The sequence below is a fragment of the Bradyrhizobium diazoefficiens USDA 110 genome, assembly GCF_000011365.1.
Lineage (GTDB): Bacteria > Pseudomonadota > Alphaproteobacteria > Rhizobiales > Xanthobacteraceae > Bradyrhizobium > Bradyrhizobium diazoefficiens.
This window is the reverse complement of record NC_004463.1, coordinates 5009001-5032014: the sequence shown is the minus strand read 5'-3', so window position 1 is coordinate 5032014 and position 23014 is coordinate 5009001. Positions and strand designations below refer to the sequence as shown.

General features: G+C 62.3%; 29 protein-coding genes and 1 tRNA gene. 14 read left to right on the top strand and 16 right to left on the bottom strand.

Annotated features, from left to right (window positions below):
- Window positions 1–29: 29 nt before the first annotated feature.
- Window positions 30–1406: a SagB/ThcOx family dehydrogenase gene (locus BJA_RS22725; protein ID WP_038967434.1), complete on the bottom strand. Its 1377-nt coding sequence runs from the start codon at window positions 1404–1406 to the stop codon at window positions 30–32.
- 95 nt (window positions 1407–1501) lie between these two features.
- Window positions 1502–3748: a TOMM precursor leader peptide-binding protein gene (locus BJA_RS22720; protein ID WP_011087309.1), complete on the bottom strand. Its 2247-nt coding sequence runs from the start codon at window positions 3746–3748 to the stop codon at window positions 1502–1504.
- A gap of 903 nt (window positions 3749–4651) precedes the next feature.
- On the opposite strand from BJA_RS22720, the gene BJA_RS22715 reads away from it, so the two are divergent.
- From BJA_RS22715 to BJA_RS22700, 5 genes are all read left to right on the top strand, one after another.
- On the top strand, window positions 4652–5521 hold the full coding sequence (locus BJA_RS22715; protein WP_231166481.1) for a VOC family protein: 870 nt from the start codon (window positions 4652–4654) through the stop codon (window positions 5519–5521).
- 197 nt (window positions 5522–5718) lie between these two features.
- On the top strand, window positions 5719–7569 hold the full coding sequence (ilvD, locus tag BJA_RS22710) for a dihydroxy-acid dehydratase (RefSeq protein ID WP_011087307.1): 1851 nt from the start codon (window positions 5719–5721) through the stop codon (window positions 7567–7569).
- 237 nt (window positions 7570–7806) lie between these two features.
- A complete protein-coding gene (locus BJA_RS22705) occupies window positions 7807–8130 on the top strand; it encodes a hypothetical protein (RefSeq protein WP_038967435.1) in 324 nt (107 codons plus the stop codon).
- 719 nt (window positions 8131–8849) lie between these two features.
- On the top strand, window positions 8850–9137 hold the full coding sequence (locus tag BJA_RS43150) for a hypothetical protein (RefSeq protein WP_082901037.1): 288 nt from the start codon (window positions 8850–8852) through the stop codon (window positions 9135–9137).
- The gene (locus BJA_RS22700; protein ID WP_011087305.1) at window positions 9134–9427 is read left to right on the top strand and encodes a hypothetical protein; all 294 of its coding nucleotides are present in this window, start codon (window positions 9134–9136) and stop codon (window positions 9425–9427) included. Before BJA_RS43150 ends, BJA_RS22700 begins: the two co-directional genes overlap by 4 nt.
- Window positions 9428–9563: 136 nt before the next feature.
- On the opposite strand, the gene BJA_RS43145 is transcribed toward BJA_RS22700, so the two are convergent.
- The 5 genes from BJA_RS43145 to BJA_RS22680 form a co-directional block, all read right to left on the bottom strand.
- Entirely contained in the window at window positions 9564–9761 is a 198-nt protein-coding gene (locus BJA_RS43145) for a hypothetical protein (protein WP_082901036.1), read from the bottom strand.
- A 326-nt stretch (window positions 9762–10087) separates the two neighbouring features.
- Entirely contained in the window at window positions 10088–11164 is a 1077-nt protein-coding gene (locus BJA_RS22695; protein ID WP_063921463.1) for a hypothetical protein, read from the bottom strand.
- On the bottom strand, window positions 11161–11643 hold the full coding sequence (locus BJA_RS22690; protein ID WP_011087303.1) for a hypothetical protein: 483 nt from the start codon (window positions 11641–11643) through the stop codon (window positions 11161–11163). The genes BJA_RS22695 and BJA_RS22690 overlap by 4 nt, the downstream gene beginning before the upstream one ends.
- 5 nt (window positions 11644–11648) lie before the next feature.
- Window positions 11649–11852: a hypothetical protein gene (locus tag BJA_RS22685; RefSeq protein ID WP_038967908.1), complete on the bottom strand. Its 204-nt coding sequence runs from the start codon at window positions 11850–11852 to the stop codon at window positions 11649–11651.
- On the bottom strand, window positions 11852–12049 hold the full coding sequence (locus BJA_RS22680) for a hypothetical protein (protein WP_038967909.1): 198 nt from the start codon (window positions 12047–12049) through the stop codon (window positions 11852–11854). The genes BJA_RS22685 and BJA_RS22680 overlap by 1 nt, the downstream gene beginning before the upstream one ends.
- A gap of 244 nt (window positions 12050–12293) precedes the next feature.
- Here BJA_RS22680 and BJA_RS22675 point away from each other — a divergent pair, with 244 nt between their 5' ends.
- Window positions 12294–12842 (top strand): hypothetical protein, encoded by a 549-nt coding sequence (locus BJA_RS22675; protein WP_162494099.1) that lies wholly within the window; start codon window positions 12294–12296, stop codon window positions 12840–12842.
- A gap of 452 nt (window positions 12843–13294) precedes the next feature.
- Here BJA_RS22675 and BJA_RS22670 read toward each other — a convergent pair whose 3' ends face one another.
- The 5 genes from BJA_RS22670 to BJA_RS22650 all read right to left on the bottom strand — a co-directional run bounded on the left by BJA_RS22670 (window position 13295) and on the right by BJA_RS22650 (window position 15610).
- Entirely contained in the window at window positions 13295–14353 is a 1059-nt protein-coding gene (locus tag BJA_RS22670; protein WP_162494098.1) for a helicase RepA family protein, read from the bottom strand.
- Window positions 14350–14571 (bottom strand): hypothetical protein, encoded by a 222-nt coding sequence (locus BJA_RS22665; RefSeq protein WP_011087300.1) that lies wholly within the window; start codon window positions 14569–14571, stop codon window positions 14350–14352. Before BJA_RS22665 ends, BJA_RS22670 begins: the two co-directional genes overlap by 4 nt.
- On the bottom strand, window positions 14568–15044 hold the full coding sequence (locus BJA_RS22660) for a hypothetical protein (RefSeq protein ID WP_011087299.1): 477 nt from the start codon (window positions 15042–15044) through the stop codon (window positions 14568–14570). The genes BJA_RS22665 and BJA_RS22660 overlap by 4 nt, the downstream gene beginning before the upstream one ends.
- A gap of 181 nt (window positions 15045–15225) precedes the next feature.
- Complete coding sequence (locus BJA_RS22655) at window positions 15226–15414, bottom strand: hypothetical protein (protein WP_038967911.1); 189 nt, start codon at window positions 15412–15414, stop codon at window positions 15226–15228.
- A gap of 4 nt (window positions 15415–15418) precedes the next feature.
- Entirely contained in the window at window positions 15419–15610 is a 192-nt protein-coding gene (locus BJA_RS22650; protein ID WP_038967912.1) for a helix-turn-helix domain-containing protein, read from the bottom strand.
- Between the two features lie 156 nt (window positions 15611–15766).
- Between BJA_RS22650 and BJA_RS22645 the strand changes: the two genes are divergently transcribed.
- The 3 genes from BJA_RS22645 to BJA_RS22635 all read left to right on the top strand — a co-directional run bounded on the left by BJA_RS22645 (window position 15767) and on the right by BJA_RS22635 (window position 17330).
- Window positions 15767–16009: a hypothetical protein gene (locus tag BJA_RS22645; RefSeq protein WP_162494097.1), complete on the top strand. Its 243-nt coding sequence runs from the start codon at window positions 15767–15769 to the stop codon at window positions 16007–16009.
- Complete coding sequence (locus BJA_RS22640; RefSeq protein WP_011087297.1) at window positions 16006–17172, top strand: tyrosine-type recombinase/integrase; 1167 nt, start codon at window positions 16006–16008, stop codon at window positions 17170–17172. Before BJA_RS22645 ends, BJA_RS22640 begins: the two co-directional genes overlap by 4 nt.
- A gap of 68 nt (window positions 17173–17240) precedes the next feature.
- Window positions 17241–17330, top strand: a tRNA-Ser gene (locus BJA_RS22635).
- 71 nt (window positions 17331–17401) lie between these two features.
- On the opposite strand, the gene BJA_RS22630 is transcribed toward BJA_RS22635, so the two are convergent.
- Window positions 17402–17695 (bottom strand): hypothetical protein, encoded by a 294-nt coding sequence (locus BJA_RS22630; protein WP_063921621.1) that lies wholly within the window; start codon window positions 17693–17695, stop codon window positions 17402–17404.
- A 121-nt stretch (window positions 17696–17816) separates the two neighbouring features.
- Between BJA_RS22630 and BJA_RS22625 the strand changes: the two genes are divergently transcribed.
- Together BJA_RS22625 and BJA_RS22620 are read left to right on the top strand one after the other, a co-directional pair.
- Window positions 17817–18560 carry a DUF7168 domain-containing protein gene (locus BJA_RS22625; RefSeq protein WP_011087296.1) on the top strand — a complete coding sequence of 248 codons (744 nt, stop codon included), beginning with the start codon at window positions 17817–17819 and terminating at the stop codon, window positions 18558–18560.
- Window positions 18561–18897: 337 nt separating this feature from the next.
- A complete protein-coding gene (locus BJA_RS22620) occupies window positions 18898–19089 on the top strand; it encodes a hypothetical protein (protein WP_028174031.1) in 192 nt (63 codons plus the stop codon).
- Window positions 19090–19144: 55 nt separating this feature from the next.
- Here BJA_RS22620 and BJA_RS22615 read toward each other — a convergent pair whose 3' ends face one another.
- Window positions 19145–19360: a hypothetical protein gene (locus BJA_RS22615; RefSeq protein WP_028174032.1), complete on the bottom strand. Its 216-nt coding sequence runs from the start codon at window positions 19358–19360 to the stop codon at window positions 19145–19147.
- Between the two features lie 253 nt (window positions 19361–19613).
- Here BJA_RS22615 and BJA_RS22610 point away from each other — a divergent pair, with 253 nt between their 5' ends.
- Window positions 19614–19931: a DUF1476 domain-containing protein gene (locus tag BJA_RS22610; RefSeq protein ID WP_038967566.1), complete on the top strand. Its 318-nt coding sequence runs from the start codon at window positions 19614–19616 to the stop codon at window positions 19929–19931.
- Between the two features lie 117 nt (window positions 19932–20048).
- Here BJA_RS22610 and BJA_RS22605 read toward each other — a convergent pair whose 3' ends face one another.
- Window positions 20049–20630, bottom strand: coding sequence for a TIGR00645 family protein (locus BJA_RS22605; protein ID WP_011087294.1), 582 nt, complete (start codon window positions 20628–20630; stop codon window positions 20049–20051).
- A 215-nt stretch (window positions 20631–20845) separates the two neighbouring features.
- On the opposite strand from BJA_RS22605, the gene BJA_RS22600 reads away from it, so the two are divergent.
- On the top strand, window positions 20846–21076 hold the full coding sequence (locus BJA_RS22600; RefSeq protein WP_085966842.1) for a hypothetical protein: 231 nt from the start codon (window positions 20846–20848) through the stop codon (window positions 21074–21076).
- 33 nt (window positions 21077–21109) lie between these two features.
- Here the strand turns inward: BJA_RS22600 and BJA_RS43690 are convergent, their stop codons facing one another.
- The gene (locus BJA_RS43690; protein WP_256380384.1) at window positions 21110–21238 is read right to left on the bottom strand and encodes a hypothetical protein; all 129 of its coding nucleotides are present in this window, start codon (window positions 21236–21238) and stop codon (window positions 21110–21112) included.
- A gap of 800 nt (window positions 21239–22038) precedes the next feature.
- On the opposite strand from BJA_RS43690, the gene BJA_RS22595 reads away from it, so the two are divergent.
- Window positions 22039–22974: a septal ring lytic transglycosylase RlpA family protein gene (locus tag BJA_RS22595; protein ID WP_051000380.1), complete on the top strand. Its 936-nt coding sequence runs from the start codon at window positions 22039–22041 to the stop codon at window positions 22972–22974.
- The last annotated feature ends 40 nt before the right edge of the window (window positions 22975–23014 follow it).

Here is a 23014-nt window from a genome sequence, read left to right as displayed (position 1 = left end):
GAGAGGCGAGCGCCGAACTACCCGAGCTTCTAGCTCGGGATATCGAGCTTCCTGCCGCGCCCGAGCGCGAATTGACCGACCGGGCCTTCTATATGGAATTCCAGCTCCGTCATTGTCGCGAACAGGTCGATGTTGGTGCTCCCGATGGCGCAGCCGCCGAGGTCCATATCGGTCGCGGCCAGGTAAAACGTCTGGATCAGGCTGCCGACATCCTTCAGGATCAACGAATATGCGATTGAGCTGTATTTCCAGGAGACCCGCCCAAAGCGCGCCGCGATCGTGATCAGGATTTGTGGCTGACCCGGCGCGTCCATGGCGAACTGGGCTGCCACCGCGTGCGCCTGGAGTTGTTGGGTGGAGGCGCTGATCGCCACCAGCGCGTGGCTCCCTGCATCGTAGTGGTAGAGTCCGCGCGCAAGTCCTTCGCAGTTCGAGACCGTCAGGTACAATTCCAGCTCGTAGGCGCTGCCCGCCGACGGATATGGCCTCGTGCTGTAGGTGACGTCGGGACCGCCGTCAAAATACGGGCCGCTCTTCCATTCGGACACGACGCGCGCGGTGGTGTCGAGAAACTGTGCGAGTTCGCCGAGCGTGACAGGATTCTTGTCGTCGAAATCTCGTGTTGAATGGCGTTCGCGCAACAGCTTCGGGAAGAGAGAGATCGGCTCCGGGGAGGAGAATTTGCGTAGGTCGATCTTGCTGCCGGGCCAGGGCGGGCGCACCGCAGGCAGCGGCGGAACGATGCTCGCATAGGTGAAAGCGGCGCCGACCGGATTGGCTTGCCGCCCCTCCGTGCTCCGCGTGTGAAACACCAGGTCATGGAAATCCCAGAGAACGAGATTGCCGTCGCCTTCATTCACTCGCAGGCCTTGTCCGTCTTTCGCATCGAGCTTGAGCAGGATCCGGCTTTCCACCAACAGTTCGAGCAGACAGAGATTGAAAGTGGCTGCCTTCCGGTTGAGCTTGCCGATCTTCTGAGGCTGCGACAGCGCAGCAAGGGTGGCGGCGACGGCGGGATCGCCAATCCGGAACAGCGCGCCGGCGCGTGGCGATTCCAGAACCATCTCATTGCCGCGCCGGCGCAGATAGGCAAAGCGTGACAACACAATGGTATCACGGTTGCCCAGCTTCGCGCGTCGCGGCCAGTATTCGGGGACTTGAGGCTCGATGACCACGAGGTCCCGCTCGTCGCACGAGGAGGCGAGGCGGTATTCCAGAAGCCCCTGCCGGGCCAAGCGGTGTACCAGGGCGTCGACGTCTCTCGCGACGGCGCTCTTGCCTGCAAAGGACGCGAGCGGAAGGCCGGTGCTCAGATGTCGCGCGCGGTCTATCGCGGCCTTACTGAATTGTCCGAGGTTGACGGAATAGTCGCCCAGAAAGGCGACGAGGTTTCCGTCCGGCTGCATCTGGAGGGAGAAGCGATGGCTCAATCGGGCAGCAATGTCTGGCGCGATCTTCCTGGTCGGCTTTTTCCGGGGAGCGCGCACGAAAGGGCAACCCTTCAGGTGTGTGGGAGGAACGAAGTCAGATCGCTTTCCAGTCGCGGCCGGTCCAACAATCCGAGCTTCACCGGCACATCGTAAAGGCGGCCCGGTGCGAAGCGGCGATAGAAATGACGCAAGCCGGGAACGAGCACTCTGACGACCGGAACCTCGACGTCGGGACGTGTCTGGTCGAGGACGAGGAAATCGTAGCCTGCACGGGCGGCGATCTCGACGCAGGCAATGACCTGGTCACGCGTATTGTCGTGGAGCTTGAGGCTCGGCGCCGGGGGGACGATCGGGCGGTCGCTCGGTGTCAGGAACGGGTAGTTTTCCAGGCGCAGCGGCGTGACACCGTCAAGGGTCGGCTTCTCGCCGCTTGCGCCGCCCATCATGCCGACGGACATAAATTGGGTCAGTTCGGTGAGGGAGCGCAGCAGGGCTATGTGGCGGTCGAAATGCGCGCCGGAACCGAACTCGATATTTTCGTGTCCATTCTGCATCCAGTGCATGATAGCCACGTAAGTCGGAATGCCGAGGTCGGTGGTGACATCGAGCACCCACAGCTTGCGCCCGGCATCCGCAAATTGAGCCTGGAGATCCCGGACATAGAAATCGTCGAATTGCTCGAGATCGACCGCGGCGCGCTGCACCTGATTATACCACCAGATCGCGTAGGCATCGCGCTCGATCAGTTCCAGGAAGCCCTGAACGATGGCTTCGTCGCGGGTATTACCGGCCGCGCAGCCGTTGGAATCCGTATGAAAGCCGCCATAGAAGAAGTACAGCAGGCCGGTCGGCAGATATTTGAAGCGTTTGTCGCGCAACGATGAGACCGGCGACCACTCGGTCCTCGTCGAGGGATCGAACGGCTCGGGAACCGGATGGGGATCGTCCGGCTGCTGGAGAAACCTGTTCTTGAACTGTGTTTCGCTGAAGAGCTGGACGTCGTTGGGAAGAAGCGCGTCGCCGGGCGCGAAATCGACAAAGCGGCGCGTCGTCCTGATCTCATCGCCTTGGAAAATGCCCGAATAGCGTTCGATCGATTCCATCAGCGCGCTGGCCTCGCCCTGCTCGGCAGTCGAGCCCTTGCCAAAGCTGCCCCCGCTCAATCCGGACCTGAGCTGGTCGATGCTGTGGGCCGGCGCGGAGAAATTATGCTGGGCGAAGTAATTGGTGTTCATCGGCAGATCGGCCTCGATCCGCTCAAGCCGCGTGACCACGCCGGTCAGCGGGCTCACATGCTTGCGGAAGCGCGACACCGTGGCCCGCGACGTCATGGTGCGATATCCACCGCTGGTCATGACGAGCTTCTTGCCTTCGGCGATCTCGACCAGGGCCGGGGATCGGCGCGGGTTGTGCAGCTTCTTGCTGCCGCAGGTTGGGCATTGCGGGCGTCGCGCGACATAGTGCTTTGCGATGACGGCGCCGGCCAGGTCGAAGCTTGCGATGTGATCGCGCAGATCAGTGCGAAAGCCCGAGGCGATTGCCTTGGCGATCTCGACGGCTGCGAAATGGATTGCGGTCCGTCCGACGGGATGGTTGACGAGCGGCGATATGGCGACCGCACGCGCCGGTCCCCGGTCAAGAAACCCCTTGATCTCCCTGTTGCGGATCATGCGATCGAACAGGCAAGTCCAGCACGAGCTTTCGCCCGGTTTGAACATGGGCCCGACCAGCGGAAACGCGCCGGACGGCTGCACCAACAGCCAATGCGTCTTGCCGGCTACGCGTTCCTGGTTCAGTTCGGCGAGCCGGCGGTCAAGATAATCGTTCACCAGCGTGATCGTGAGCTTTGGCGAGCGCTTGGCGATTTGAACGCCGAGCCTACTCAAGGCCGCGGTCAGCTCCTTGGCGCCTTTGACGTCAATCGACTCGATCTGCACGGAGCAACTGCGAAGATTTTGCTCCGCGACTTCCGGAGACAGGCCGAGGCTTGCCCAAAAACCGCCGACGGCTTCGTCGAATGCTGGCGATACCCGCGCAACGACATATCGGCGATCGAGGAGCCGCTTGATCGCCTCCTCGATCTTGTCGGCCGGGAAGCGCTTCGAAAGCTGGCGAATGATCGCCGGCCTGGCGTTGCCATGTTCTCCGATCGCGGTGGCCAAGGCGCAGTAGAGTTCGCCGTGCAGGAAGAACTTGCGATCCTCGGAATAGAGGCAAACCGCATCGGGAGGCAGTAAGTAGGCGGTGAAGTTCGGTGCAAATCGGAGGAGGTCTTTGCGGGTCTGCCGCGGGACGCGGGTCTTGCTATTGGCATTCATTGCGTCAGCACGCCGATCCGGTTGCCGTTACGTCAGATCGCCGGCGCAAGATGGATCGTCGTGCCCGCGCGCTGGTATTTTCCCAGAGAGTTGAAACAAATTCGCCCGTCACCGGCAAGCCATCGATGCAAGCGCCGTAGAGAAACCAAGCATTTGGCCGGCCGTGACAAAGGGGCCGGCCAATGAGATATGTCGGCTTGTGGACAGGCGTTCCGGAACGCGCCGAGGCCTAGCACCAGCGGCAGCGCCCCCACGATGCGCAGCAACCCGCGCATGATACGGCGCACCCTACAACACCAACAGCACATCCAGCACACCGGCAACCGACGCCACATCGGCAACCGCGGCAACCTCGACAGCCTCTGCAGCCGCGGCAACCACCGCATCCGCGCCATGCCAACTGCACGCGGCTACCGACGTTTTCCTTGTCGAAGAGATGGAAGGTGGCGAGGCTGACGTCGGCCATTTCCTCTTCATCGAGCGTGATTGCCTGACCCGGTACAAGGTTCGGCATATGCTGTACGTCGGGTGCCGGCACGGCCGATGCCGATGCGCCTCCCGCTAGCGAAAAAGTCAGGCCTGCCGCCCCGAACGCAGGCACGGCGACTTTGGTTACTCGCTTCTTCGTTTTAGAAGATCGCTTCGCCTGCCGCATGGTCGAACCTCCGTGCATTGCAAGAAGCATCCCAGCCGCGCTAACTCTACGCCCGGAAAATAGGGCAGGCAACAATTGCGCGCCCAAAAGCGTGGCGCCGCACGTTCAGAGTGTATTCATCTTCATGAACAGCATTGGCCCGACCCGTTGACACAGGGCATCACCGATCCACGTACATGGCGGGCGCGCACGGAGTGCAGCTTGGTGCGGTGCCGCAATCGCATCCAGGCTTGAACGGAGAGATCGGCGTGGCAGATCAACTCGGACGTTTCGCTTGGTACGAACTCCTGACCACGGATGTCGCGGCAGCAGGCGCATTTTATCGCAAGGCGGTCGGCTGGGGTTTGAAGGATGAGTCGACTCCGAAGCTGGCTTACACGGTGGTTCGCAGCGGCAGCGTTCCGGTCGGCGGACTTTTGGATATCCCGGACGAGGGGCGGAGATTGGGGGCAACGCCGAGATGGATGGGTTACGTCGCCGTCGATGACCTGGACGGGACCGCCGCACAGATCAGGCGTCTCGGAGGCACGATCTTTGTGCCGCCGACCGACACCAACATTGGCCGAATAGCAGTCGTTGCCGATCCGCAGAAGGCGACGTTCGGTCTGATCGAGGAACCGACACATGGCCGATCGAAGCCGGGCGGGCTGGACGAGCCGGGGCGCGTCGGTTGGCACGAGCTATTGGCCGGCGACCGGACCGTGATCTTCGATTTCTACAGAGCATTATTTGGTTGGCAGAAGGCCGACGCTCAAGCCGATCCAGCGGACTGGTATCAATTGTTTTCGGCGGACGGACAAACGGTCGGCGGCATGCTGACGAAACTTCCGAGCGTAGCGCAGCCATGCTGGCTGCATTACTTCAATGTCGACGACATCGGCGCTGCGACTAAGCAGGTGAATGCCGGTGGAGGCCGGATCCTCCAAGGTCCGATCGAATTGCCCGATGGCTGCTGGATCGCACGATGTGTCGATCCCCAGGGCGCCCTGTTTGCACTGCAGGGGGCCCGAGGTCAGGCGGGCATCGAGCCATCCTCGGCCTCGGAAGTCGGGTGGTCCGCCAAGTGGGGCGACGTTGCCTCACAGGGGAGAATTGTGCTGCCCAAGCCGAAGCGCTAGCTACAGCGTCTGCCCGGCGCCGGCGCGTCCTTCCAATAGGCCGCGCCGGGAGCAGGGGAGGCCTGCGAAAGACCGATCCGGCCCTGTCCGGCCCAAGTTCCCGTTGCGCCAGCCGACCCCGTGCGCTATCCGGCCGGAAAGGCCTGAGGCGGCTTCCATTTTCCCGCCGGCCAGCCAAACCGAGGACGGAAACCGCCATGCCAGCCTATCGCTCCCGCACCACCACCCACGGCCGCAACATGGCGGGTGCCCGCGGCCTCTGGCGCGCGACCGGCATGAAGGATGCGGACTTCGGCAAGCCGATCATCGCGGTCGTCAACTCCTTCACCCAGTTCGTGCCTGGCCATGTCCATCTCAAGGACCTCGGCCAGCTCGTCGCCCGCGAGATCGAGCAGGCCGGCGGCGTCGCCAAGGAATTCAACACCATCGCGGTCGATGACGGTATCGCCATGGGCCATGACGGCATGCTCTACAGCCTGCCGTCGCGCGAGCTGATCGCCGACAGCGTCGAATACATGGCCAACGCCCATTGCGCCGACGGCCTCGTCTGCATCTCCAATTGCGACAAGATCACGCCCGGCATGCTGATGGCGGCGCTGCGGCTCAACATCCCGGCCGTGTTCGTCTCGGGCGGGCCGATGGAGGCCGGCAAGGTCAAGCTCCAGGGCAAGACCAAGGCCGTCGACCTCATCGACGCCATGGTTGCCGCGGCGGACTCCAAGGTCAGCGACGAAGACGTCAAGGTGATCGAGCGCTCGGCGTGCCCGACCTGCGGCTCCTGCTCGGGCATGTTCACCGCGAATTCGATGAACTGCCTGACCGAAGCGCTCGGCCTCGCGCTGCCCGGCAACGGCTCGGTGGTCGCGACCCATGCCGACCGCAAGCGGCTGTTCGTCGAGGCCGGCCATACCATCGTCGATCTCGTCCGCCGCTATTACGAGCAGGACGATGCCTCGGTGCTGCCGCGCAACGTCGCGAACTTCAAGGCGTTCGAGAACGCGATGACGCTCGACATCGCGATGGGCGGCTCGACCAACACCGTGCTGCATCTGCTTGCGGCGGCTCACGAAGGGCAGGTCGCGTTCACCATGAAGGATATCGACCGGCTGTCGCGCCGTGTTCCCGTGCTCTGCAAGGTCGCGCCGTCGGTTGCCGACGTCCATGTCGAGGACGTGCACCGCGCCGGCGGCATCATGGGCATTCTCGGCGAGCTCGATCGCGCCGGCCTGATCGATACGTCGGTCTCGACCGTGCATGCGCCGACCATGGCTGACGCGCTGGAGCGTTGGGACATCAAGCGCTCCAAGAGCGAGGCGGTGCGCACCTTCTATCGTGCCTCGCCCGGCGGCATCCCGACGCAAGTCGCATTCAGCCAGGAGCGTCGCTACGACGAGCTCGATGCCGATCGCGAGAAGGGCGTCGTGCGCGATCTCGAACACGCCTTCAGCAAGGATGGCGGTCTCGCCGTGCTCTACGGCAACCTCGCACAGGACGGCTGCATCGTGAAGACTGCCGGCGTCGACGCCTCGATCCTGAAATTCTCCGGCCCCGCGCGCGTGTTCGAGAGCCAGGACGCGGCCGTCGAAGGCATTTTGGGCGGCAAGGTCGTCGCCGGTGAGGTCGTGGTCATCATCTACGAAGGCCCGCGCGGCGGCCCCGGCATGCAGGAAATGCTGTATCCGACCAGCTATCTGAAATCGATGGGCCTCGGCAAAGCCTGCGCGCTCGTCACCGACGGACGCTTCTCGGGCGGCTCGTCCGGCCTGTCGATCGGACATCTGTCGCCGGAAGCCGCCGAGGGCGGCAACATCGGCCTGGTGCGGACCGGCGACCTTATCGCGATCGACATTCCGAACCGCAGCATCACGCTGGAGGTTTCCGACGAGGAGCTCGCCAAGCGCCGCGCGTCGGAAGAGGCGAAGGGGGACGCCGCCTGGCAGGCGACGGGCCGCAAGCGCAACGTTTCCACCGCGCTCCAGGCTTACGCTGCGCTCACCACCAGCGCCGCGCGCGGCGCGGTGCGCGAAGTGAAGCGCCGCTCGAACTGAGCGCGGCTTGCGCGCGCGCGATCGCGGGTGCCGCGGTCGCGCATGGTCAACAAGTCCTGAATGGCCGGGGAGAGCCGGCCGTTCGCATTAAGGATGCCTCAACGAAGTTCGGCAGCTCAGGATTTTTGCCGCGTATACTGCTACGACCTTCGCAAATCCATTTCGGGCAACTGGGGCACCACCACAATGTCTCGTACTCTTGCTGTCGTTTTCTCAACAGCCGTCGCCGCGCTTTCCATGACGGGCGCAGCCTCCGCGGGCTGCTATAATTGCTACGCGCCGCCGCCGTGCCAGACCTGCTACCAGCAGCAATACGTCGCGCCGCAATACCGCACCGTCGACGAGACCGTGATGGTGTCGCCCGGCGCAACCGTTGCGCACCGCACGCCCGCGCAGTACCGCACCGTGATGGTGCCGCAGACTGTGATGGTCGCCCCGCCCGGCGTCCAGTACGAGCGCATCCCGCCGCAATACGCAACGCGCCAGCGCGTCGAGATGGTCTCGCCCGGCTATTCCTATTACGCCCCGGTGCAGATGGGCTGCGCGTCCTGCGGCTACTGAGCCAAGCCAGCAACGAACAATTCCATGCGGCGCTCCTCACGGGGCGCCGTTTTTGCTTTGGGGGCAGCAAACGAGGCCCGGAAACGGAGGCGACTCCAAACCGGGCCTCGCAACCAGCGACGCCCTGGGAGATGTCGCCAGTGTCCGGGATTGCTGAGAAACCCAGGCTAAGGGAACAGGCTGACGCTCGCCTGACAGATCAGGGCGGTCGAGGGGGACGAGGGGCCAACTTCGCGTTGCCTTGCGCCGTCGACTACGTTAAGCGACAGCCATTCCGGGTTTGGAAGGGTGGCCGAGTGGTTTAAGGCACCGGTTTGAAATTCTGGAACGGCCATCCCGGCCCATGCCGGGGTGTGCCGTTGGCTCCGTAAATTGCAGGGTTTCCCTCAATTGTGCGGCGCTCTCGTCTCCGTCAATCCCGCGTCGTCCCTACCAGTTGGGTAGCAAAACGGGTAGCAGATCCGTCAGCCCCAACTCACAAAAGGGGCGGGCAAATGTTGTGTTTCTGGTTAGCGGGCGGGGCGCTTTGCCTGGTGGTGGTGATCGCGATCGCCGGTCTGATCGCATTGACGGTCAGGGTAAATCGTATGGGCCCCTCGAGCATCGAGGATAGCCCGCCCTGAGTCTTGCACAGCCACGACCGGCAGTAGCTCGCGCTCGTTCCGCGATACTAGCAATCGACAATTTGACTCTGGCCTGCGCCGCGTTTCGATGGCGGCATGCCTCGTCCTGTCCGACGCCACACGCGTGCGCACGTTGACGGTCGCCCCGTCAAGATCACCTTTGGCGAAATGCGGCAGATGGGCGTGCGCGGCGTGTTGGTCTATTGTCATTGCGGCCATCACGTTGCCTTGGATGCCGACCGTTGGCCTGACAATGTAAGGCTATCCGATCTTGAGCCGCGATTTGTCTGCCAGGGCTGCGGATCTCGCGGTGCCGACGTTCGGCCGGACTTCGAGGGAGGCAACCCGCGGTTTGCAATCATGGGGTACCGAAACACGCAATGATCAAAGGCTGGGGGCGGCCTTTCGAGGAGCCAATCGAGGTCAACGGTCGCAGCCTGGCCACGCTGCGCGAGGCCGGCGAGTACATCGCTGGGCTGCCGAAGAAGGAGCACGACGCGCCAGAGTGGCGAGCGGCGATGGAAGCCTTGCTCCTGGTGGTCGAGCGAGGCGGCCCGACGATGTTCGCCCGTATCGGGGTCATGCGGGCGCTGAACAGACATTACGTCCCGGAGCTCAATCCCAAGGGCAAAGAACCGCATTGGGGACGACGCAAGCTGAAGCGGGAATTGTAAACGGCCCCAATACGGGGCCGCCAACCCGCCTTGCGGGTTTTCCTCCAGCAGTGGGGGGGCTACCTTTCGGCTGGGGGCGCTAGCAAACGCGCCGCCAAGGCCGATTGTTCCTTTGTGTGCTGGCCAACTGGGGCGGCTACTCTGGCGCTCGCAACCCGGGCGACCGCAGCCACTCGCTGATGCGCGAGCCGGTTTCGGCTTGCCGGGCTTTGCGGATTGCGCGTTCACGTTCGATACCGGGTGGAAGCGTTTTGGCTTCCTCACGGAGACGCTGGGCTTGTTCGGCAAGGCGCTCTTCAAGGGACATTGTTTGCTTGGGGCGGCGTCGCTGCATTGCGCTGCTCCTTTCTAGAGGAGGCGGGAGCGCTAGTGGCGTTCTCATCACCGATGAAAGCCAGGGGCCGCGCGGTGATGGTCGAATTTTGGCACGTCCAGCACCGGATAGATGGTCAATCTTGACCACCTCGGAAGTTGACGAATTTCGCTGATGGGATGTTCCGGATATGGATACACGTTAAAATAACGCAGAACAGAACAGGCCCGCCAGCGCGTACCGGCGGGCCTTTTGCTGTCAGATGCCGGAGACCTTCTTGCCGGCGACGGCGAGACACATACTCAGCTTGAAACAGAGCCGGCCTATGTAGAGGCGGATCAGGCGCATCAGGCCATTGCCCCTTGCTGCCAGTCCTGCGTTCCAACCTGCTCCAGCAAACCGTCATGGTCCCCAATGCCGGACTCGGCGGGATCGCTCTCAAGGTCCCTACGGCCACCGGATGCCCAGCGCGTCTGATCGCCGCCCCACATGGACGGATCGCAGCTGCCTAGGGACGGCTCGGCGTCCACGTCAGGCTCGCGGCCGTCATGTTCGGCGCCCTCATCCTCGCACTGCGCGCCTTCGTCTTCGCACTCGTCCTCGAGCTCGGTCATGACGTAGGGGTCGGAGGCGTCCAGGAAGGCGATCAGCCGGGTGATCTCGGCCGCGGCCTCTTTCCTGAGTCTAGCGAGGTCGCTGACCCGCCCTGTGACAGCCGGGGTGATCTTGCACGTCGAGCCAAGCCCCATCATGACGCCTGCGGTGCTCGTCGTGCCGCTAGGATTTGTCGCGTTCGTGTTCTGCGTCGCCATCGCAGTCAGGAGCGAGGCGAGGCTGACGCCCTGGATCGTCGTTGAAGTGGTCCACTGAGCAATCTGTCCATTTGTCGGAGTGCCAACATTGGACACATTGCCGGCGCTCGTCGAATTGCAACCGAACGTGTGCGTTGATGTCGAGTAGGTCAACGCCCCGGTGCAATTCGGGACTGAGGTTGCCGATGCTGTCGTGCTGCCGAAGTAGCCGATAGCGGTATCCGGCGTGCCGGTCGCAAGATCAGACAGGGCAGCCGTTCCGGCCGAGCACGTTCCCGAGCCCGTGCGCTTGATGAGCCCTGTAGAAGACAGGGCAGCGATGCAAGCTAGGTCAGTATCAAAGGCCTGAACCGCACTCCCGATGCCGATCGAGGTGGCTCCGGCCGCGGTGATCGAAACGTCTCCGGTTATCGTCTTACACTGTGGAACGCCAGCCTGGCCGATCGGCACTTGAGCCGAAGTGCAAAGGACCGAAACAAAGCCATCAATGCCGGGGCCGCTACCAACAGCAAACGCGTTGGCGGTAACCGTCCCTGCGTTCTGCGCCTGAGCCGGAGCCATAAAAAATGCAGCAAAAGCGGTGGCCAGGAAAAGCTTCGAGATACTTTTCATCTTACGTACCCAATTCCTGCGATCGGACGAAGGAAGATGCTGCCTGTGTCGCCCGCGATCTTCCATGATGAGCGGCCCTGGATTTTCTCGGTACCGCTGGGGGTAATGGTGATGTTGTTCGTGCCCGCGTCGCCCTTCCAGTCGGCTATGAGCACTGGACATGACTTGTTCGCGGCAGGAGGAAGATTGAGCGTAATCGCAGCGCCAACGGTCTGATCGACGCGAACAATGCCGATGGCACTTCCGATGGTGGCAGGACCAGGATTAGTAATGTGCTGTTCGAATAGCTCGTTGGGCTGGAAGATCGTCGCCATCATCGCGGCGAGCGCATTGATATCGACGCTGAAGATGAAGTTGCCGCCGGTCTTGTCGATCAAGATCGGACTAATTGCCGTCACCGACCCAGGAAAGCGGACATCCATCTTCCCCTTGATGACCGGCTTGGGGAGAATCTTGAGCCTGAGAACGGGAGGGGCCATTTGGGTTAGCCTTTCCGCATCACAGCTTTGTACAGCTTGGTCGTATCCTCCCGGAGGACGGAGACCAGGTCCGAGACCTTCACGGGGTTGAGACGCGCGGCTTCGATGCGATCGGCAATACCGGCTATCAGCGAGGCAAAAGCTTCCTGCGAAGAGCCGTGGCTGATCTCATAAACGAGGTCTTCATGGGGCTTGCTGTTCGACCGCATCAGGCGGCCCCCGCCACGGATGCACGCGGGGAGGGGATCACGCCCTCTCTGCGCAGTCGCTCGACGACCGTATCGCGGAGGAAGTTCGATCGCGTGGTGAAGCTCGCTGCCGCCGAGCGGTCGATTACGTCAAGCAGCTCGGGCGAGCACTTGAAGACGGCTCGCTCGGTGAAATGGTCGGACGTTTGATCGGGCATCTTGGTTTGCACCAGTGAGTGATGTGGTGCGGTCAATATACGCCCAACGACTGCAATTCAGAAGTAAAAATGATAAATATATCAAAGACTTACTGGAATGAGATGGGACGATAGACTACGAAGAGGCACAAACACCTTGCAAAGCTGTGGAAATCTTTTGAGGCGCACCTATCTTTGCGCCATGCGCCGCGAAGGTGAAGAACCGCACTCATCCCGCCATGTATCGGGTCATGGAGGCCACTTGATGGACGATGAAGCCGGCTCCCCTCCAGGTCCCATAGACACCAACCCAGCGACTGCCTTCGCATGGTATCTAGAAACGGCTTGCGCTGGTTTTGAAACTCTCCTGGATCTGATCGATAAAAGAGTCCATTTGGCGGGCACTCCTGCGGTCGGCTCCGTCAGTGTGAGGACTGCAACAATACGGATGGCTCTGGTGCAATCGTTCATTTTCAATGGGCGCCGAGCGAACAGACTGTGCGAGACGAAGAAGGACTTTTTGCCGTTGGATCGGATCCAACGGAGACTGTTTATGAACGGAACAGATCCTTTGACCCATGTGCGAGACGTGAACGAGCACGGGTACGAAGGCGGACATTCGTCACCCTCTTTGCACTTCAATGGCGGTGGTTGGATTGATGAGACCGGCCTGAACATCCATGGGCGAGATGCGGTGTTGATTGGGCCGCTTAACCTGTCGAAGATATATCCTGTGATCGATCGCGCTCGAAAGCTGGCGGGTTTCAATTCACTGGCTGACCGAATTGCCAAACCGGTGCTTGTCGCTCGCTAAGCTATTGAGCGGACTCTAATTCTCTCTCGTCGGAATGCGATGTTGCTACCGCATTGCTACCAAAGGCCCTGAAAACGACGCCTCCAGGCCGATCTCGGCGGACGCGCTGCGCCATTCGTGACGCTGCTCGGACGATTGCTCGCCGTTGATGCCGATCAGGCCTCCCGGTCGATCGAGGATAGCACCAGGCCGCCAATTCCGTGGTTGTGAGCTCGGTTTCGGGCAGAGCCATGAACGCGCGCCAAACTCGACGTTGGATCCTGCCAGCGCCCCTTAAGGCGACAACCGCAGCCGGTGAGCCGCTTCCGCCGGCCGCTGTTGGGGTCCTTTTCACGTCTCTAATCCTTCGGTTACGGTTACGGTTCGGGTTACGTTACGGTTACGGTTCGGGCGGGTTACGGAGTTACGTTACGGTTCGGCTCTCTCTAGAGAGCCGTAACCCGTAACCGTACCTAGCCCCCGTGGTTAACCTTCCACCGCCCGCCATACTCTCGGACCATAGAACGGTCTTCCAAGGCTTTGCGGAGATCATGCAGCGTTGCTTTGCGGTTGGCGCCGATGCCGACTGCCTTTGCTTCGTTGTTCCACTCCTCAAGCGTCAGGCCGGCGTCTCCAGCATCGTGGAGGATGCGGAAGAACGTCTGTTGATTGGCTGAGAGCTTGGCCGACCGGGCAGCCGGGGCGGGAGCTTCGGTTGGCTCCACGATGTTCACGGTGATGGCGTCGCCGTCCTCGTCCAAGCCGAACTCATGCACTTTCGACTTGAAGGAGAACAGCGGGCCTTCTGGAGCGTCGTTGGCCTTGCTGATGGTAGCGGTTTTGATCTCCTCGCCGCTGATCGTCACAAGCAAGTCAACGTCACCGACAATCGCGCTGCTGCCTCTGGGACCTCGGTCGGCTTCCTTGCCGGTGTGCCCTATTAGGGCGACGTGAGGGCCGCCCGTGACGTTCTTGATGCGCTGGATGTTCGCGAAGATGGCTCCCTGGTCTTTAGCCTGGTTCTCATCCCCGCCGCCGGCAGCTATGAGCTTCGCCCATGTGTCGAAGATGACGACGCCGGCGCCTGTGGCTTTGTCGTACTCGGGCCCGTAGAATTCCGCCTCTACGTCAGCGATGGTATCGAGAACCTTCCGCACCGAGTCCGGCCGAACCAGATCGACCACCGCCGGGACAACAGCGATGGGTAGCCGCTCCAGGCCCTTGGTCTTCGCGATCGCCAACAATCGTCTCCGGACGAGGTCGGCGCGTTCCAGGGCGAAGTAAATCACCCCAGTTTGATGCTTGTTGCGGTGCCCGAACCAGTCCGATCCGCTGGCGATGGCGACCGCAGCGTCAGCCAGCAAGGCGGACTTCAGGCTTCCAGGTGGACCAACCCAAGCCGACGTCTCGTCATAGGCGAATATGCCCTTGATGATGTGCGACTTGGCCGCCTCTGTCGGACAACGAATATTGCCAAACAGTTCGAACCCGAAACCCTTCGGACGGGCCTGCACTACGTCAGGGGTTCTCATTCGCACCTCATCAGCTCGGGATAGACGAGCTCGAGCGCGCCCATTTCCTCAAGGCGAGCGTCAACCTCTCGACTTGAGAGGTTGCCATTCTTGAGGTTAACACCCAGAATTTTGGCCTCACTCTCAAGCCACCGCGCGCGGCTACACATGAAGCGAAGGCCGGCAAGCTGGAGCTGTTTGCGGACGTTGGGATCGGAGACCATGAGGGGATGGCTCATGCACCACCTCCGATCAGGCGCATCGTTTCGGCACCATACCGAGCGATCAGCGCCGCCTCGGCTCGCCCATGATCCTTTTTCCGCTTAAAGTGGTCGGCGCACGCCGGAAAAAGCCTCAGAGCTAATGCGCGGGCCTCCTCCTTGTCTGAAGACAGGCGGAGATGCCCCTTCCATTTTGCTGGCGTGACGAGATGCAAAGGGAGCGCCGCTGCACCAATCACGCCTAGGACCACACCATAAGCGCGGCCGAACTTGAACGTGGATGAAACGCCCTGTCCTGGCATCGCATTGACACGCTCCAGGAAGACGAGATCGGGCGCCATAGCGGCAACGCGTCGAGCGAGGTTTACCGCGTCCACTTCACCGGCCGCGATCGGCATGTCCTCCACGGCGACCCGTTCGGGATGGCTGGGGAAATAGAATGCGATAGCTCCGGAAGCGCCGGGATCGATACCGAGAAGGCAGCGGGTCATGCAGCCCCCCTGGGATCCGAGGGCAACAGGGACGCCACAAACCCGGCCGTCCTGCTTGATTCAATGAGGCGCGCGGCTTCCCGGAATTGCCGGGCAAGCTCTTCCTGCTCTCCTCGCGCATAGTGCACGAGAGCATGGTCACGGATGCAGTCGATTTGCTGCTTTAGGGCTTTGACGTGCATTACCGTGCCTCCCCAAAAGCCAATTCGGCAACGGTGAGCGCCGTAGTGGCAGGGAGGGCAAAGATCTCAGCGAGGTATTGCGCGCGAAGAGTGTCGAGGGCATATTCCGGGTTGTTCGAGCCGTCCGCCTGAACAGTTACCGGATTGCCCCGTGCCGCCAGCGCGGGGTTTTCCTTTTTCGAGGCCATGATCTTATGCGGCCTCCGTCTTGCGGGGGCAGTCTAGCATCTGCTCGAGCGCCTTGACCGGCACCTTCAGCAACCGCCCGATCTTGATCGTGGGGATATCTCCGCGCTCCGCCGCGGCGTATGCGGCGTTCCTGGAAAGCCCAAAGTAGCGCTGCCCGGCTTCGGGTACGCTGATCGTAAGCGCCTTCTCCGTCATTGCTCAGCTCCTTGCGGTACAAAATCGTACCGTCAGGAAGCTGGCTGCTTCGCTGCTACCCTGCAAGAACTTTTTTGTACCTATGCGGTACTTTTTTGTTCCCAAGTGCGCGCCGCCGTGGTAAGTCATCCCATGTTGTACCAACGGAGCACCGGGATGGCTGAGAAGGTCCAAGAACATCTGCGTATCCGCCTGGGGGCTCGCCTCCTGAAGCGGATTGATGCCGAGCGGGAGAAGAACGGTCGGACCAGGACCGACGAGATCGAGGCGCTTCTTGAGGAAGCGCTTCGCAAAAGGGAAATGCGGGAGATCGTGAAGGAAGCTATGCGCGAGGAAATGGCGACATCGGACTTCTACGAGGCGCTAGTCGGAAAATTCAAAAGGGAGGGCACGAAGTGAAGGGCTGCATCAAAGAGCGATCACCCGGCCACTGGGCCATTATCCTGGACCAGCGTGATCCGGCCACGGGCAAGCGCAAGCGGAAGTGGCACAGCTTCACAGGCACCAAGCGCGCGGCACAGCTTGAGTGTGCGCGTCTCATCAGCGAAACGTCCGATGGCGCCTATGTCGAGCCGTCAAAGCTTGCGTTGGCTCAATTCTTTGATCGCTGGCTGAAGCACATCAAGCCGAACGTCTCGCCGCGCACCCATGAACGTTACGAGCAAATCGCGACCAAGAACATTGTGCCGCTGCTCGGCGCCAAGATCCTTTCAAAGCTCCAGCCGATTGATATCAGCGAGGCGTATGGCAAGGCATTGGAGAACGGCCGGCGGGACGGGAAGGGCGGTTTGTCGCCGCGCACCGTGCACCATATGCACCGCGTTTTGTTTTCGGCCCTTGGGCAAGCCGAGCGCTGGCGCCTGATCCCCCGCAACCCGGCTGCCCTGCTCGAGAAGCGGGATCGCCCCAAGATCGAGCGCAAGCCGGTCAGGACCATTGATGCGAATTCTACTGCTGCCGCTTTCGATGCTGCGCGGGAGCGCCGCCTATTTATCCCCCTGATCCTTGCGACCCTCTGCGGCCTTCGTCGCGGCGAAATCACGGCGCTGCGCTGGCGCTCGGTGGACCTGGACAACGGTCAGCTGGCCGTCGTCGCGAGCACCGAACAGACGGACGCCGGCACGATCCGCGAGAAGGAAGCTAAGAGCGGCCGCGCGCGTACGATCGCGATGCCGGCAATGGCTGTCGAGGAGCTGCGGCGCTGGCGGGTCATGCAGGCTGAGGAACTGCTTCGCCTCGGTGTGCGCGGCGACGATGACCGGCATGTGGTCACCCAGGCGGACGGCTCGCCGCTCCAGCCTCGCAGCCTCACACACTCCGTTTCCGAGTTCCTGAAAGAATGGCGGGTCACGCTCCACGGCCTCCGGCACAGCCACGCCAGCCACATGCTGGCCTCGAACATCCATCCCAAGATCGTGCAGGAGCGGCTGGGCCATTCCTCAATCGCGATCACGATGGATATCTACAGTCATCTGATGCCGAACATGCAGGGCGAGGCCGCCGCGGCGGTTGACGTCGCCATGCGCGCCGCCATAAACAAGCGAACCGACGACGTTGGGTAGCAAAGCGGTAGCAGAGTCCACGAAACGTTCTCTGCGAAGCGACGAAAAGCTAAACAATTTCAAGGCTTGGAAGGGTGGCCGAGTGGTTTAAGGCACCGGTCTTGAAAACCGGCGTGCCTGCAAGGGTACCGTGGGTTCGAATCCCACCCCTTCCGCCAGTTTCGACCGAAATGTGTAGGGCCGAACTTTGGGCGGCCGGTTCACGCCGGCGGGCCTCCTTTAAAATTCGTTAGTTGGGGGTGCTGCCGCTCTTGGCCTTGGACGAATGTTTCACTACTGATTTAGGCGGTGCGGCCCGCTTCTTCGACGCTTCGTCGCCGCGGGCAGTTCCCCACGGATCTACGGCCTTTTGGTCAGGAACGTTGCCGAGGGAGCGTTGATAGGCGCGCTCAGCCCGAATGTCGTCCGCCTTCTGCGTCTCCGTCTTGTCCTGGGACTGTTCGCCATACATTGGAACATGGTCCTGCGCCAATGCGGTCGGTGCGATCAGAGCAAACATGACAGCGACGGCGATTTTGCGCATCGAGAAAACCCCCGGTTCTGCGACGAGCATAACATCGCGCCGATTGCGGCATCAATGGGCGCGGTTTGACAGACACCCCTTCCGCCATACGATCGGTCGGGCGTTCCCGGGCAGGTAATCGGTGAACCAGACGTCCAATCCGGCCGCGCTCGACAAGCTCAAGCTTCGTATCCAGGCGTTGCGCGCCAAGACGATCGCCAATGGCTGCACCGAGGAAGAGGCGCTGTCGGCCGCCGCCAAGGTCGCCGAGCTGCTGGATCGCCACGATTTGTCGCTCTCCGACGTCGACCTGCGGGCGTCGCCGTGCGAACGGAGGGTCTTTGAGACCCATCGCAAGAAGCGAATTCCTCTGGACGATTGCATCGGCGCGCTTGCTCATTTCTGCGATTGTCGGGTCTGGCGCGAGAAGAATGCGGCCGGCGAGAGCAGCTATGTGTTCTTTGGTCTCGGCGCGGATGTCGAGGTCGCGCATTATCTGGCGGAATTGATCGACGGCGCCGTGCGCGCCGAGCTTGGTCGCTTCAAGACCTCGGTCGACTACAGCAGGTTCCGGCACCAGGAGCGGCATCTGGCCAATGCCTCCTTCGCGCTCGGCATGGTGGCGTCAATCGCGGACAGGCTACAGGCGATCAAGGCCGGTCGCGATCAGGTCAACGAAAGCACCGGTCGCGGGCTGGTCGTGCTCAAGACCTCGGTGGTCGATGCCGAATTCGACAAGCTCGACCTCAAGCTCCGGACCCAGCGCAGCACCGGCCGGATGGTGTCGATGGCGGCCTATGAAGCCGGCGGCGCCGCGGGCGGGTCGCTGGCCATCAATCCCGGCCTTGGCGAGGCGCAGTCAGGGACCACTCCCAAAGGACGCTGATCGCATCGGGGCAAGGGACGATGCGCCGATGTATTTCGGAATAATAGCAGCATACCCCTGTTTTGCCCGACGTGCCAAAGGGCCTTGCGGGGGTGGGACGCCCAAGCTGTTGATCCCAAACGCATTGGCTACTGTGCATGGGGTTGCTTTCGAAAATTCCAGCGGGCCGCGCCGAAATGCCCGCTCGTCGGCGTTAAGCCGGCGCGCGCAAAGAAATAGGTCGAGCCGGCTCTCGATGGCGCCTCTAACTATCTGATATTTCGTTTCTTTATTCGGTTGCGGCAGGGCTTCCGGTTCGGTTCGGGGAACTCTTTCGCTGCGTCCGCGTTGTCTTGCCATGACCGAAGATCTTTCCTTCCGACGCAAACCCTTGACCCCCGAACAGCGTCAGGCGCGCGATGCGGCACGCCGGATCGAGGCTGAAAAGGCCATGCGCGACCACGAGGAGGCGCAGAAGCAGTTCTACGCCAACAAGGAACGGCTGCGGGCCGAGCGGCTCGCACGCGAAGCAGCGACGGCAAAGGACTGACCGAACGCGGTCGCCGCGCCAGAACCTCCGGATGGATATTCCAGCCGGGCCGGACCTAGTGCCGTTGCGTCGTGCTGAAGGCGAGCTTGAGCGCCTGGACGGCGCCTGCCAATGCCCCGCGGGGCGATTGGGCCTCGATCGCTTCGGCTGCGATGCGGCAATCGTCGGCGACCTTGAGCAGTCCGTGTCGTGCAAGGTCCATGGTGGAGAGGGCGGCCTGCTCCAGGCAGACCCGTTCAAGCCGTCGAAACTCCCGCAGCTCTCTGTTCATGCGTCAGCTCTCGATGTCCCCGGGCTATGCGGCGCTGAGTCCACTTAACAAAGAGTAAACGCTTTCCTGTAGCCGGTCTGGCTGGCGCGGAGCTGGCCGGCTGCCGTGATGGCCGGCCCTGCCGCAAGCGGCGGGCTTGACGGCGTTTGGCTTCCGCCGGAAGATTCAAATGATCCTCAACTGACGTGAAAGACGGAGACGTTCGCTCCCAGCCAGTCCGATCCGCAGCAGCGAAAACGAAATGGAGCTGACCATGACCACGTTCGACAAGCGCGAGCAGGGCTTTGAAGCCAAATTCGCCCACGACGAGGAGCTCATATTCAAGGCCACGGCCCGGTCGAACAAGCTGCTCGGGCTCTGGGCCGCCGGCCAGCTCGGGCTCAGCGGCGATGCCGCCAAGAGCTATTCCACGGCGCTGGCGACGGACCATCTGGAGAGCCGGACGATGGACGAGGTCCTGGACAAGGTGTCAGGCGATCTCGCCGCCAAGGGGGTGGCGCGCGAGCAGGTCGCCGCGAAGTTCCAGGAATGCCTGCATCAGGCCATTCAACAACTCGAAGCCAAAGAGTGAGCGCCGCGCAGTTAGGCGCTCACAGCTCCATGTGGACGATCTCGATGGGCTCGCCGCCGAGGCTGTGAGAGAACTGCCCTCTGCCAGGCGGTGGGGCGCAAGGTGAGCGGGCTGGTCCTACTCGGCATGCTTGTTGCGCATTCCGGAATCGCTGAGCTTGTCGACGTAGGCGATGCCTAGCGCCGAGACGATGAAGGTGATGTGGATCAGCACCTGCCACATCACGCCGGTCTCGGTGAAGCCGGCGCGGTTCGAGCCGAGATTGCCGGCCTCGATGAAGGTGCGGAGCAGTGCGATCGAGGAGATGCCGATGATGGCCATGGCAAGCTTGATCTTCAGCACGCTCGCATTGACGTGGCCGAGCCATTCCGGCTCGTCGGGATGGCCCTGGAGATCGAGCCGCGAAACGAACGTCTCGTAGCCGCCGACGATGACCATCACCAGCAGATTGGAGATCATCACGACGTCGATCAGCGCCAGCACGCTCATCATGATCTGCTGTTCGGTGAGATCGAGGGCGTGCCAGGACAGATGCCAGAGCTCCTTGAGGAACAGCGCGATGTAGACGCATTGCGCCACGATCAGTCCGAGATAGAGCGGCAGTTGCAGCCAGCGCGAGCCGAAGATGATCATCGGCAGCAGGCCGAGGCGCGGCGAGGGCGGGCGGGCCTCGGTCGTGGGGGCAGGCTCAACCGACATTCAGGCAGCATCCTCGCATCGAGATGATCTGGCTTTCATGTAGCCCGGCAAGATGGCCGGCGAAAGACGCGCGGTGCGCTTGCAGCCTTCCGGGGATCGTGCCGTTTCGTGCTACCGTGCCGGGCGGCCGTCGCGACGGCCTGGATCGCGGGAGGCGGGACGTGCGGAGCGGCTTTAGCAGTGGGCCCGGGAGGATCGCGCTTGTTGCGGCGATAATGATGCTTGGCGGGGGCGAGGTGTCGGCTACGCCGTTGACGCCGTTTCGCTACGAGGCGCAAGCGCAGCGCCATTGTCCGCATGACAAGGTGGTCTGGCTGGATTTCAGGAAGGGCGTCTACTACGCCAGGGGCCAGAAGCGATACGGCCAGGGTTTTGACGGCAGCTTCGTTTGCCTCGGCGAGGCCCGCGACAGCTTCTATCGTCGCTCGCTGCTCGGCCTGCGCTGAGCGGCGCGCGACGGAGCGCGAAAACGATCCGGCCTATTTCCGGTCGGGCAGCTTCACCGGGATATGCGGGGAGGTGCTGATGACCCTTGGACTTCCGTCCGGATAGGTCCGGCCGCCGCGGATCAGCGATTCCAGGACCAGGAAGAATTTCTCGGCAAGCATTGCGTCACCTTCGTTGGTGATGGCCTCTTGAAATGAGTCGAGGCGCCGAACGCGGAAATTCAATCAACTAAACGGGAGCGGGACAATTCCGGGACAAACACCCGTGTTGCGGGGCAGTACGGTCGTGGTCGGAAACACCGGGAAAGGGGGCTGTGATCAGCCGAAGGCCAACGCCACCAGGCTCGAGCACAACAGCACCAGACCGCCTGCGGTCAATGCCAGGAAGCCATCGGATACGAGGTCATGGTTACGCATTGGACACCTGCCGCTCTCGTCTGCGATGCTCGATCGGATCGCTTGAAATTGCCCGAACGTCCCGTCTTGAAAGAGGTGATGCTTGCCGCCCGCGCGAGTGCCTCAGGCCCTCGTACGGTAACCTTCAAACGCATGGGCCAGGAAGATCCCCGCGCTTACCAGACCCATCAGTGCCGAAACCGTCTCGATCATCGTTAAATTCCAAATCCCGCCCTTGCATGCGAGAGAACGCGTGCGGCCTTGCACAGTCAAAAGAATTCCAGTGAGTGGCGCGACAATGGGGGTGGAGTGAGGATTTAGCGCAACAGAATGTCCAGGAGTGGCACAGAGCAGGTGCCTGTGCTCCGTAGATGAACGGGGGAAAGCGAACGCGCCGTTTACCATCTCCGCGCGATCGCCGCGGGCTCCCCATTTCCGCCGTGTTCGGGTTGCGATATCGTCACGACGTCCGAAGCGGTGGTGGGCCGCCTCGGAGCAAAGGACCGGACAGCGCTCCCCGTCGAAGCGGGGTGGGTACGCCTCCGGCGAAATGGTATTTGGGGCGAATGGGGATCCGACGGTCAGATTCGGTATTGCGGGCCGCGCGTGGTGTTGCGGCGGCCGCGACCTGCCTCGCGCTCGCCAATTGCGCGTCCTCCAACAAATTCGCCAGCCGCGTCGATCCGAAATATGGCGTGTCCTCGAGCCCCCGGGTCGTGGCTTTGGGTGATCCGGTCCCGAAGGGCGGCGGCACCTACCGCGTCGGCAAGCCCTACGTCGTCGCCGGCCGGACCTATGTGCCGGAGGAGGACGTCAACTATCGTGCCGAGGGCATGGCGTCCTGGTACGGCGACGATTTCCATGGCCGCCTGACCGCCAATGGCGAGGTGTTCGACATGGCCTCGCTGACGGCGGCGCATCCGACCCTGCCGATGCCGTCCTATGCCCGGGTGACCAACATCTCGAACGGCAAGTCACTGATCGTCCGCGTCAATGACCGCGGTCCCTATCACGGCAACCGGCTCATCGACGTCTCGAACAAAGCCGCCGAACTCCTTGAATTCAAAGGCAATGGCGTCGCCAAGGTCCGCGTCGAATATGTCGGCCGGGCGCCGCTGGAAGGTTCCGACGACCGCCAGCTGATGGCGACCCTGCGCACCGGGATCCCGGCGCCGTCGCCTTCGATGGTCCGGGTCGCCTCGGCAAGGCCATTCGTGCCGGAGCTGCCCTCGTCGAACCGTGGCGCCATCCGCGGCGAGGTTCCGATGCCGGAGGGGCGGCCCTACAGTCTCGGCAATACCTCGGCCGACATGGCCTCACTCAATGCGAGCTCGGAAATGTCGGCCTCGAGCCGCAGCCGGGGCCGGCCGCTCCAAAACGCGCGCGCCGTGTCCTATGACGAGGACGGCCGCTACGCCACCGAGAGCGCGCCCTCGGCCGCCTATGCGTCTGATGGCGCGGCGGAGGCCCGCAGCATCCTGAGCGGCCGCGGCCTCTACTAAACCCGGACAATCACCGAGCGGTTTTGACGTTGCTGGCTAA